The organism is Micromonospora sp. AMSO31t, from assembly GCF_008868175.1.
Lineage (GTDB): Bacteria > Actinomycetota > Actinomycetes > Mycobacteriales > Micromonosporaceae > Micromonospora.
The window spans coordinates 69,503-80,136 of sequence record NZ_WBKT01000009.1; the positions used below are offsets into that span (position 1 = coordinate 69,503).

Consider the following 10,634-nt stretch of genomic DNA (forward strand, 5'->3'; position numbering starts at 1 on the left):
TGGTCCACCGCATCCCGGGTCCCGCGCCGGAGGGCAGGATGGGCGGGTGCGCGCGTCCCGGTTGATCTCGTTGGTGCTCCTGCTCCAGGCGCGGGAGGCGATGACCGCGGCCGAGCTGGCCCGCGAGCTGGAGGTCTCCGAACGCACCGTCTACCGGGACGTGCTGGCGCTCTCCGCCGCCGGGGTGCCGGTCTACGCCGACCGCGGGCGGGCCGGCGGCTACCGGCTGCTCGGCGGCTACCGGACCCGGCTGACCGGGCTGACGCGGGACGAGGCGGAGGCGCTCTTCCTGGCCGGGCTGCCCGGCCCGGCCGGCGACATGGGGCTGGCCGACGCGGTGGCCGGCGCCGAGTTGAAGGTGCTCGCCGCGCTGCCGCCGAGCCTGCGGGACGCGCCCGCCCGCACCGGCCAGCGGTTCCATCTGGACGTGCCGGGCTGGTTCCGGGAGTCCGGCCCGCCGCCGTGGCTGGCCGAGCTGGCCCGGGCGGTCTGGCGGGACCGGCAGGTCGAGCTGCGCTACCGGCGCGGCGAGCGGGAGGTGACCCGGTCGGTCGCGCCGTACGGGCTGGTGCTGAAGAACGGCGTCTGGTACCTGGTCGGCCGGGTCGGCGACGGGTGGCGGACGTACCGGGTGGACCGGGTGGTCGGCGTCGAGGTCGGCGGGGAGGGCTTCGACCGGGACGAGGGCTTCGACCTCGGGGCGCACTGGCGGGAGCAGGCCGAGGCGTTCCTGCGGGACATCCTCCGGGCCGAGGTCACCGTGCGGCTCACTCCGGCCGGGCTGCGCGCGTTGCGGCACCTGGTCGACGCCCCGTTCGTCCACGCCGAGGCGGTCGCCGCCGCCGGCCGGCCCGACGGGCAGGGCCGGGTGGTGCTCCGGCTGCCCGTCGAGTCGGTCGAGGTGGCGTACGCCCAGTTGCTGGCGCTCGGCCCCGAGGTGGAGGTGCTCGACCCGCCGGAGCTGCGGGCCCGCTGCGCCGAGGCGGCCCGCCGCGCGGCCGCGCTCTACACCGGGGAGTCGGACGCCGGTCAGCGGTAGCCGGCGTCGTTCGCCGGCTTGCCGGGCCGGACCACCTCCTCGTAGTAGCGCGCCCAGTGCGGGCGGGTGCCGTCGAGGTCGGTGAAGCCGTACACCTGGGCCAGCCCGCCGCTGTCCACGGACTTCCCGTTCCAGCGGGCCCGGTCCGGGTCGGCGGCCAGCGCGGCCACCGCGCGCCCCACGAAGGCCGGCGTCTCCGACATGACGAAGTGCGGGTCGGTCGCCGCGCCGTCACGCCAGGTCGCCTCGGTGACGCCGAAGTGCTCCAGCATGGCCTCCGAGCGCAGCCAGCCCGGGGTGAGCGCGACCGCCGTGGCGCCGTGCGGCGCCAGCTCGTGCGCCTGGCTGAAGGCGAGCCGGTTCACCGAGACCTTGGCCAGGTCGTAGAAGACCGAGAGCCGGTACTCGGTGTCGTTGTACTCCTTGGTCCCGTCGCCGATCTCGACGACGAGGCCGCCCGGGTTGCGGATCAGCAACGGCAGGGCGAAGTGGCTCGTGATGATGTGGGTGTCCACGGCCAGCCGGAGGGTGCGGAAGCCGGCGTCCAGGGGTTGCTCCCAGACCGGCTTCTCCCAGGTGATCAGCGGGTCGGCGCCCCAGATGTCGTTGACCAGCACGTCGAGCCGGCCCTGCTCGGCGTCGATCCGCGCGACGAGGCGGCGGACCTGCTCGGGGTCGAGGTGGTCGACGGCGACGGCGATGCCGGTGCCACCCGCCGCGGTCACCAGCTCGGCGGTCTCCTCGATGGTCTCCGGCCGGCCCATCTCCGACCGGCGCTCCCGGGTGGATCGGCCGGTGGCGTAGACGGTGGCCCCGGCGGCGCCGAGCTGGACGGCGATCTGTCGCCCGGCGCCCCGGGTCGCGCCGGCAACGAGCGCGATCTTCCCTGTCAGCGGTGTCGTCATGGGACCACCGTGGCACCGATACCTGACAGCGGAGGTCCGGATTCGGCGGCGTCACGCGAACCGCCCCGGCCGGCCTCAGTCGACCAGGCGCACCCGCACCCGGCGGTTGGCGCGGCCCTTGCTCTCCACCTTGACCACCTGGACCCTGCCGATCTGGGCCGTGGAGGCGACGTGGGTGCCGCCGTCGGCCTGCACGTCCAGCCCGACGATGTCGACGATCCGCACCTCCTGCTCGTCCGGCGGGATCAGGTTCGACTGGGTGCGGATGATGTCCGGCAGGGCCAGCGCATCGGCCCGGGGCAGCACCCGGACGGCGACCGACCGGTCGGCGGCCACCTCGGCGTTGACCAGGTCCTCGATGCGGGCCTTGAAGTCCGGCGGCACCTCGGGGAGGTTGAAGTCCATCCGGGCCTCGCCCGGTTCCATGTTCCCGCCGGTGACCAGCGCGCCGAAGTCGCGGAACACCACGCCGCACAGCACGTGCAGGCCGGAGTGGGTGCGCATCAGCATGGTCCGCCGGGTGTCCTCGACCGCGCCGGCGACGGCGGTGCCGACCGGCGGCACCGGGTCACCCTCGGCCGGAACGAGCCAGAGGTCGTCGCCCTTGCGGGTGCCGACGATCCGGGTCTGCACCCCCTGCCAGAGCAGCACCCCGTGGTCCGGCGGCTGCCCGCCGCCGCCTGGATAGAAGGCCGACCGGTCCAGCACGATGCCCTGCTCGGGATCGGCCGCCAGCACCGTGCACTGCCACTCCCGCAGGGTGGGGTCGGCGAGGTCGAGACGGTGGGTGCGGCCGTGGTGTGTGACGCCCATGACCGCCGACGTTACCCGTTGAGGAACGTCGAGATCCGCTCCCGCAGGTCGGCGCGTTCCGTCCAGAGCACGCCCGGCCGGTCGTACACGTGCAGGGTGGCCCGGGGCAGCGCGGCGGCCAACCGCTCGGCGACGGCGACCGGGTGCAGGTCGTCGCCCGCGCAGCCGATCACCAGGGCCGGCGCGGTGACCCCGGCGAGCACGCCGGCGTCGCGCAGCGGGGCCTGCTCGGGCAGGCCGGCCAGGCCGGGCGCGAGCCCGTCGCGGAGCAGCTGGTCGAGCCGCTGCCGCAGGTAGGCCCAGCCGGCCGGGGTGTTGCGCACCGACGGCGGCAGCTCCAGCGACACCACGTCGGCCAGCGCGGAGGCATCCCCGTCGGCCACGGCGTCGAGCAGGTCGGTGAGCCGCGCCCGGGCCACCTCGCCACGCGGGGTGTCCAGCACCGCCGGCAGGAAGAAGACGAGCTTCTCGAAGCGTCCCGGGCTCTCGGCGAGCAGGCGGCAGAGCGCGCCGGCGCCGAGGCTGGCCCCGAAGGCCCGGGTGGCGCCGCCGAGGTCGGCCACGGCGCGGAGGTCACGGGCCAGGTCCAGGTAGTTCCACGGGCCGGGCGGCGAGTCGGACCGGCCGTGCCCGCGGAACTGGAAGAAGAGCCGTCGGCCGGTGACGCCGCTGCCGAACGGGCGGGTGGTGGCGATGCCGTTGCCCAGCCCGTGCGCGAACACGGTGACCGGGTCGCCGGTGCCGGTGACCAGGCGCTCCAGGCGCACGCCGTGCGGGGTGGTGACCAGCTCGGTCTCCGGCTCCGGCAGGGCCGGCCGGCCGGTGCGGGGCGCGCCGGGGCCCGGGCCCCAGGTGCGGGGGCCGCCGTCGGGCGGCGGTGGCCAGCGGAAACCTCTCACCAGGAGCCTCCGCCGCCGTGCAGGTCGCGCAGGCCGACGCGAACGTCGAGCAGGTAGATCAGCGCCGCCGCGATGCCGATCAGACCGAAGATGCTCAGCACGCCACCCCCGACACCGAGCAGGGTCAGCACCATGCAGACGGCCAGGATGGCGATCCACCCGCCCTTGGGAAGGGTGCCGATGGCCGCGAAGGCATCGGAGCGCTGGGTGATCGCGTGCACCAGGGAGACAGCCTCGATGACCAGAGCGAACACGAGCAGGATCAGCTCGATCACGAGGCGGACGTCGTCGAAGAAGAGCGGCGCGGCGTAGGCCATGCCGGCAAGCTTATGCCGAGACCCCGGAAACGTCCGACAGGACGGCGTCCGGGGTCTCGGTCCAGCTTCGACCTACTCGGCGGCGGGGCGGGTGCGCTTCGTGGTCTTCGGCAGCTTCGCCGACGGGGTCGCCTTGGCGGCGGTCGCCTTGGTGGCCCGGGTCCGCTTCACGGCGGCCGGCTTGGCCTCGACGACCTGGGCCACCTCGGCCGGCGTCGGCACCTCGGCCGGCGCGGCCGGGGTGGTGTCGGCCTCGGTCGCCTCGATGTCGGCGTTCACCGTGTCGGCGGCCTCCAGCACGCCCGCGCCGACGACCCGCTCACCGCGGGCGACCAGCTCGGCGTACGCGGCCAGGGCGCGCTCCTGCGCGGCCTGCGCGCCGGCCAGCACGGCGGCGGCGTTGCGGCCGGCCGCCTCCCGCAGCTTGTCCAGGTTGGCCGCCTCGCGGAGCTTGTCCAGGTTGGCGGCCTCGCGGAGCTTGTCCAGGTCGAGGTCGCCCGAGCCGGCCTTCTCCCGCAGCCCGGTCGCGGTCAGGTTGGCGGTGCGCAGCGTCTCGGTCGCCTTCTGGCGCAGCTCGAAACCGGTGACGACGGCCTTGCCGCCGAGGTCGGCGACGACGCGGGTGCCGAGGTCACCGACCACGGTGGGCAGCTTGCGCAGCTGCTGGAGGGCCAGCTCGCCGGCGCCGGCGGCGGCGTAGACGGGGGCCGGGATGCGGTTGGTCTTCGGCTGGGTCATGACTGCTCCTCTTCGGCCGCACCGGCGGCCTTCCGGACCACCCTGCGGGCGGTCTTCTTCTGGGGGACGGCGGTGGTCGGGGCGGGCGCGTGGCCCGCCTCGGTGACGGCGACCGACTCGAGGACCGCCTCGGTCGGGGTGCCGTCCGGTGCCGTGGGGCCGGTCGCGGCCGGCGCGACGGTGGCGGGGGCCTCCGGCGCGGTGGCCGGCTCGGCCGGTTCGGTGGCCGCCTGGGCCGTCGCGGTCGCCTCGGCGAGGCGCGCGTTCTCCCGGCGGAACGTCTCGTAGATCTGGGTGAGCGACTGCTTCTGGGCCATGGTCAGCTCGGGGTCGACGGCGATCGCCGCGAGCACGCCCTGCCCCTCCTTGTCGTCCAGCAGCCCGGCCCGCAGGTACATGGCCGGGGTGGAGACGCGCAGGGCGCTGGCGAGCTGCTGGAGCACCTCGGCGCTCGGCTTGCGCAGGCCGCGCTCGATCTGGCTCAGGTACGGGTTGCTGACGCCGGCCTGCTCGGCGAGCTGCCGCAGTGAGATCTTCGCGTTGCGGCGCAGGTCGCGAATGAACCCGCCGACGTCGGGAAGGTCCTTGCTGGTGGCCATGACTCCACGCTAACCCGTGCTGCTAGCTGCTGCAAGCGAAATGCTTGCCAGAGTTAGCGAGGTCACCGATAGCCGGTTGCGCGCCCGATGCCCGATCCGTACGGTGCCCCCGTGGCGAAGATCGAAGTCAACGGTGCCCTGCTCACGTACGACGAGGTGGGCAGTGGCAGCCCCGTGGTGCTGCTGCATGCCGGCATCGCCGACCGGCGGATGTGGCGCGGACAGGTGCTCGCGCTCGCCGCCCGGCACCGGGTCATCGCCGTCGACCTGCGCGGCTACGGCGACTCCGAGCTGCCACCCACCCCCTTCGCGCACCACGACGACGTGATCGGCCTGCTCGACGCGCTGGGCGTGGCGCAGGCCGCCCTGGTGGGCTGCTCGTTCGGCGGCAAGGTCGCGGTGGACACCGCGCTCGCGTACCCGGAGCGGGTCGCCGCGCTGGCCCTCTTCGGCGCCCCGGTCTCCGGCAACGAGTGGTCCGAGGAGACCGAGCAACTCTGGGAGCAACTGGTCGGCGACGTCGACCCGGAGGACTTCGGCGCGACCGCGGCCGGCGAGGTGCGGTTCTGGGTGGTCGGCCCGACCCGCGAGCCGTCCGACGTCGACCCGGAGCTGATCCGGTTCGCCGAGGAGATGGACCGCCGGGCGCTCGCCGCCGAGCAGGCGCTCAGCGCGGTCGAGGCCGGCGAGCTGGACCCGCCGGCGATCGAGCGGCTGGCCGAGCTGCGGATGCCGGTGCTGGCCGGCGCGGGCGCGGACGACCTGGCCGACATCCGCCGGCTGGCCGACCGGATCGCCGCCGAGGCCCCCCGGGGCGTACGGCTGCCGGACGTCCCGGACGCCGGTCACCTGCTGCCGCTGGAGCGCCCCGAGCCGGTCAACGCCGCGCTGCTCGACTTCCTCCGCTGACCGCCCCGGTCACCAGACCGGACGGACCGCCCCGACCGGCAGGCCGCCGCCGAGCAGCGGGATCTCGGCGTACTCGGCCAGCACCGGGGCCTCGACGCCGAGCCGGCGCAGGGCCGACACCAGCACCGGCATCCGGGCCCGCCCGGCGCCGTCGTCGATCTTGAGCGCCACCGCGCCGACCTCCGGCACCGCCGCGGCGATCACGCCCTCCGCGCCGACCTTGGCCAGCAGCCCGGGTACGCCGCGCATCAGCCGGGTGTCGTCGGCCTGGGTGCCCCCCACCAGTTCCGGGTACGCCCGCATGGCGTCGGCCACCGTCCGCTCGACGGTGCCCGGCTCGGCGGAGACCAGCCGCAGGAACGCCCGCGCCAGCCCGGTCAGCGACACGGCCAGCACCGGAGCGCCGCAGCCGTCCACCCCGACGGCCGCTGCCTTCTCCCCGGTGAACTCCTCGATTGCGGCGGTGAGCCGCTGCTGGAGCGGGTGCTCCGGCCGCCAGTAGCCGTCCAGCGGCCAGCCGGCGGCCAGGCAGGTGAGCAGCATGCCCGTGTGCTTGCCGGAGCAGTTCATCAGGACCCGGGACGGGCCACCCCCGGCACGCAGCACCGCCTCCCGGGCCGCCTCGCCGACCGGCAGGTCCGGCGGGCAGTGCAGCGCGTCCTCGGCCAGGCCGGCCCCGCGCAGCAGGGCACGGACCCGCTCGACGTGGAACTCCTCGCCGGCGTGGCTCGCCGAGACCAGCGCCACGTCGGCCGGGTCGGTCAGCGGCAGGCCGGCCCGGAGCATCCCGATCGCCTGCATCGGCTTGTTGGACGACCGCGGGAAGACTGGCGAGGTGGCGTCACCCGCCCCGGACACCGGCGCGCCGGCGGCGTCGAGCACCGCCACGGACCCACGGTGGAAGCCCTCCACGAACCCGGACCGGACCACCTCGGCGAGCGGCACGCCGCCCTCGTACGTCTTTCCCACGAGTGGACGGTACCGACGGGCTCGACGGGGCCGGCACCGGGGTGACCAGGCACGCCGGCCGCCGGCGTACAGGGGTGGCGGGCCGGCCGTCGCTTACAGGCCGAGCAGCGCCCGGGCCTCGGAGGTGGTCAGCGGGGGGCGCTGGGCGAGCTGCGCGAAGCCGACCGCGCGGGCGACCAGTTGCATGTTGGACTCGACCGGCCGGCCCTTCGCGTAGGTGACCGTGTCCTCCATGCCGACCCGCAGGTGACCGCCGGCCGAGAGCGAGGCCAGCAGCACGGGGATGGTGGTGCGCCCGATGCCGGTGGCCGAGAAGGTGGTGCCCTCCGGCAGGTCGCGCAGCATCTGCTGGGCGGCCACCAGCGTGGCCGTGGTGCCCGGCATACCGCCCGGCACCCCCATCACGAAGTCGACGTGCACGTGCCCGCCGTGCGGCAGGCCGTACTTGCCGAGCAGGCGCTGGAGCGCCGTGAGGTGACCGAGGTCGAAGATCTCGTACTCGGGGACGACCCCCCGCTCCTGCATGCGGGTGTGCAGGTCGACGATGAACTCCCAGCGGTTGAGGAACACGTCGTCGCCGAAGTTGACCGTGCCCATGGTGCAGGAGGCCATGTCCGGGCCGGCGTCGAGCACAGCCAGCCGGGCGGCCTCCGGGTCGGTCACCGCGCCGCCGGAGGAGAGCTGCACGATCAGGTCGGTGCTCTGCCGCAGCGCCGCCACGGTGTCCCGCAGCCGACCCTGGTCGAGGGTGGGCTTCGCCTCGTCGTCGCGGATGTGGACGTGGATCACGGCGGCGCCGAGCGCCTCGCACTCCTTGGCGGTCAGCAGCAGCTCGTCGAGGGTCACCGGCAGCGCCGGCACCTCCGCCTTGGCCGACTCCGCGCCGGTGGGGGCAACCGTGATCAACGTCCCTGTGGTCATGCCGGGATCCTAAACCGCCGGCTCCCCTCCGGTCGACAGCCGGAAGCAGCAGAATCGGCCGCGACGGCGGCCAGAAGCAGAAGATTTTCCGCTTCACCGCCGCCTGCGCGGCATCCCTTACGCCGGATCGATGGCGGCGGCCGTCTCCCCCACCATCAGCCGGGCATCCTCGGCAACGTTCCGCTTGACCACGGCGAGGGCGATCTGGCCCAGCTCGAAGTGGTGCACCGCGGTGCCCACGAAACCGACCGCCCGGCCGTCCAGCGTCACCGGCGTGCCGGCGGCCGGCGGCTGGTCGGTGGTCACCCCGTCCAGGTGCAGCAGGACGAGCCGGCGCGGCGGCTTGCCCAGGTTGTGCACCCGGGCCACCGTCTCCTGGCCCCGGTAGCAGCCCTTGTCCAGGTGCACGGCCGACCCGATCAGGCCCACCTCGGCGGGAATGGTCCGGTGGTCGGTGTCCACCCCGGCCCGGGCCTGCCGGGCGGCCACCCGCACCGCCTCGTACGCCCACAGCCCGGCCACCGGCACACCGGCGCCGCGCAGCTCGTCGACCACCTGGGTCATCGCCGCGCGAGGCACCAGCAGGTCGACGCCGAGCGCCACCCGCCGGGCCCAGCCGCCGACCGGCAGCGGCTTCACGTCGTACACGACGGAGGGCCGGGACGGCAGCTCGCCGGAGCGGAACTTCGGACCCGGCACCGCGACCACGTCGGGCGCGGCCAGCCCGGTCACCCCGAGGGTGTCGAGCGCGCCGGTGGCCTCCGGCCCGACCAGTGAGAGCAGCGCGTGGTCGGCCGTGACGTCGCGCGGGTCGACCTTGCTGAAGAAGCGCATCTTCTCCAGGTAGGACAGGAGGCCGCCGGTCATCCCGGGCTCGGTGTCCAGCCAGGTGGTCTCGCCGTCCTCGGCGACCAGGGCGTGCTGCTCGACGTGCCCGTGCGGGGAGAGCACGAGCAGCTCGGTGCCCTGCCACGGCCGCAGCGCGGCCAGGTGCTGGCTGGTCAACGTGTGCAGCCAGGTCATCCGCTCCTCGCCGGGGACCGCGATCACGCCCCGGTGCGAGCGGTCGACCAGGCCCACGCCGGTGGCGAGAAGGCGCTGCTCGCGCATCGGGTCGCCGTAGTGGGCGGCCACCGGGCCGACCCCCGCCGCCCGGTGGGCCGGCTCCGGCTGCTCCCGGGTCTCCTCGTCGATGGCCTCGGCGGTCACCGCGCCCGCGATGTCAATCATTTCTGTTCCCCGTCCTCGCACTGGCCGCAGACGCCGAAGAGCGCCACGTGCCCGATGTCGACCTGGAATCCCCGCTGCGCGGCCAGCTGGTCGGCCAGCGGCCGGAGCAGCTCGGGGTCTATCTCGTCGATCGCACCGCACTCCCGGCAGACCAGGTGGACGTGCTGGTGCTCACCGGCCGCGTGGTAGGTCGGCGAGCCGTGCGACAGGTGGGTGTGGGTCACCAGACCGAGGCGCTCCAGCAGCTCCAGCGTCCGGTAGATGGTGGTGATGTTGACCCCGGCGGCCACCTCGCGCACCGCCGTGTGCACCTGCTCCGGCGTGGCGTGCCCCAGGTCGAGGACGGCCTGGAGGACCAGCTGCCGCTGCGCCGTCAGCCGCAGCCCACGGGAGCGGAGCAGTTCCGCCAGGGAGGATTCGGACACCGTCCGATCATAGTTCGGCCGCCGCGCCGGTCCGTCCGCCGCCGGGGTACGCCACTACGCTGCGCTCGTGGTGGCGACGCGGGTGGCCGTGCCGGGCCGGGGCGTCGTGCCGGCCGGTGAGGCGGTGCTGCGCGGCGACGACCGGGGCGTACTGCACGGCGACGGCCTCTTCGAGACGATGCACCTGCGCGGTGGGGAGCCCTGGCTGCGCGACGCCCACCTGGCCCGGCTGCGGGCCGGCGCGGCGGCCATCGGGCTGCCCCTGCCCGCCACCGGCGTGCTGGTCGAGTTGCTGGACACCGTCCGCGCGGACTGGCCGCCGGAGGTCGAGGGTGCGGTGCGGCTGGTCTGCACCCGGGGGCCGGAGGGCGGCGGGCCGCCGACGGTCTACGCCACGCTGGGCGAGGTGCCGGCCACCGCGCGGCGGGCCCGGCGGGACGGGGTGACGGTCGCCACCCTGCCGCTCGGGGTGGCCGCCCGGTCCCGCCCCGAGCTGGGCTGGCTCCCGGCCGGTGTGAAGTCCACCTCGTACGCCCTGAGCACGGCCGCCCGCCGCTGGGCGGAGCGGGCCGGGGTGGACGACGTGCTCTGGGTCTCCACCGACGGCTACGTGCTGGAGGCGCCGACCGCCAACGTGGTCTGGCTCAGCGACGCCACCCTGTGCACGGTTCCGGCGACGGAGACCGGGGTGCTCCCCGGGGTGACCGCCCGCTGGCTCCTCGACCACGCCCACGACGAGCTGGACCTGGCGACGGACGAACGTTTACCCACCCCGGCCGACCTGCACGAGGCCGACGCGGTCTGGCTCACGTCATCCCTCCGCGGCCTGGCAGAGGTGACCTCCCTGGACGGAACCCCCCGCCCGCGCTC

The 10,634-nt window shown here is 75.0% G+C and carries 13 protein-coding genes; 3 read left to right on the forward strand and 10 right to left on the reverse strand.

Annotation, left to right across the window (positions count from 1 at the left end):
- Positions 1-46 precede the first annotated feature (46 nt).
- Entirely contained in the window at positions 47-1,039 is a 993-nt protein-coding gene (locus F8274_RS04015; protein ID WP_151460903.1) for a YafY family protein, read from the forward strand.
- Here the strand turns inward: F8274_RS04015 and F8274_RS04020 are convergent.
- The 6 genes from F8274_RS04020 to F8274_RS04045 form a co-directional block, all read right to left on the reverse strand.
- Entirely contained in the window at positions 1,030-1,944 is a 915-nt protein-coding gene (locus tag F8274_RS04020) for an SDR family oxidoreductase (protein ID WP_151460904.1), read from the reverse strand. The two genes, F8274_RS04015 and F8274_RS04020, sit on opposite strands and share 10 nt — an antisense overlap.
- Before the next feature lie 75 nt (positions 1,945-2,019).
- Positions 2,020-2,757 (reverse strand): alanyl-tRNA editing protein, encoded by a 738-nt coding sequence (locus tag F8274_RS04025; RefSeq protein WP_151460905.1) that lies wholly within the window; start codon positions 2,755-2,757, stop codon positions 2,020-2,022.
- Positions 2,758-2,768: 11 nt separating this feature from the next.
- On the reverse strand, positions 2,769-3,656 hold the full coding sequence (locus F8274_RS04030; protein WP_151460906.1) for an alpha/beta fold hydrolase: 888 nt from the start codon (positions 3,654-3,656) through the stop codon (positions 2,769-2,771).
- The gene (locus tag F8274_RS04035; RefSeq protein ID WP_151460907.1) at positions 3,653-3,973 is read right to left on the reverse strand and encodes a DUF2516 family protein; all 321 of its coding nucleotides are present in this window, start codon (positions 3,971-3,973) and stop codon (positions 3,653-3,655) included. The genes F8274_RS04030 and F8274_RS04035 overlap by 4 nt, the downstream gene beginning before the upstream one ends.
- Positions 3,974-4,045: 72 nt before the next feature.
- Positions 4,046-4,711 carry a hypothetical protein gene (locus F8274_RS04040; protein ID WP_151460908.1) on the reverse strand — a complete coding sequence of 222 codons (666 nt, stop codon included), beginning with the start codon at positions 4,709-4,711 and terminating at the stop codon, positions 4,046-4,048.
- Positions 4,708-5,310: a helix-turn-helix domain-containing protein gene (locus tag F8274_RS04045; protein WP_151460909.1), complete on the reverse strand. Its 603-nt coding sequence runs from the start codon at positions 5,308-5,310 to the stop codon at positions 4,708-4,710. Before F8274_RS04045 ends, F8274_RS04040 begins: the two co-directional genes overlap by 4 nt.
- A gap of 111 nt (positions 5,311-5,421) precedes the next feature.
- Here F8274_RS04045 and F8274_RS04050 point away from each other — a divergent pair, with 111 nt between their 5' ends.
- On the forward strand, positions 5,422-6,219 hold the full coding sequence (locus F8274_RS04050; RefSeq protein WP_225853595.1) for an alpha/beta fold hydrolase: 798 nt from the start codon (positions 5,422-5,424) through the stop codon (positions 6,217-6,219).
- A gap of 9 nt (positions 6,220-6,228) precedes the next feature.
- Here F8274_RS04050 and F8274_RS04055 read toward each other — a convergent pair whose 3' ends face one another.
- The 4 genes from F8274_RS04055 to F8274_RS04070 form a co-directional block, all read right to left on the reverse strand.
- Positions 6,229-7,188 carry an asparaginase gene (locus F8274_RS04055; protein WP_151460911.1) on the reverse strand — a complete coding sequence of 320 codons (960 nt, stop codon included), beginning with the start codon at positions 7,186-7,188 and terminating at the stop codon, positions 6,229-6,231.
- 93 nt (positions 7,189-7,281) lie between these two features.
- Positions 7,282-8,109: a 3-keto-5-aminohexanoate cleavage protein gene (locus F8274_RS04060; protein ID WP_151460912.1), complete on the reverse strand. Its 828-nt coding sequence runs from the start codon at positions 8,107-8,109 to the stop codon at positions 7,282-7,284.
- A 117-nt stretch (positions 8,110-8,226) separates the two neighbouring features.
- Positions 8,227-9,339, reverse strand: a complete 1,113-nt coding sequence (locus F8274_RS04065) for a folate-binding protein YgfZ (protein WP_151460913.1) — start codon at positions 9,337-9,339, stop codon at positions 8,227-8,229.
- Positions 9,336-9,764: a Fur family transcriptional regulator gene (locus F8274_RS04070; RefSeq protein ID WP_151460914.1), complete on the reverse strand. Its 429-nt coding sequence runs from the start codon at positions 9,762-9,764 to the stop codon at positions 9,336-9,338. The genes F8274_RS04065 and F8274_RS04070 overlap by 4 nt, the downstream gene beginning before the upstream one ends.
- A 67-nt stretch (positions 9,765-9,831) precedes the next feature.
- Here F8274_RS04070 and F8274_RS04075 point away from each other — a divergent pair.
- On the forward strand, positions 9,832-10,634 hold an 803-nt coding region (locus F8274_RS04075), incomplete at its 3' end, for an aminotransferase class IV (RefSeq protein WP_151460915.1).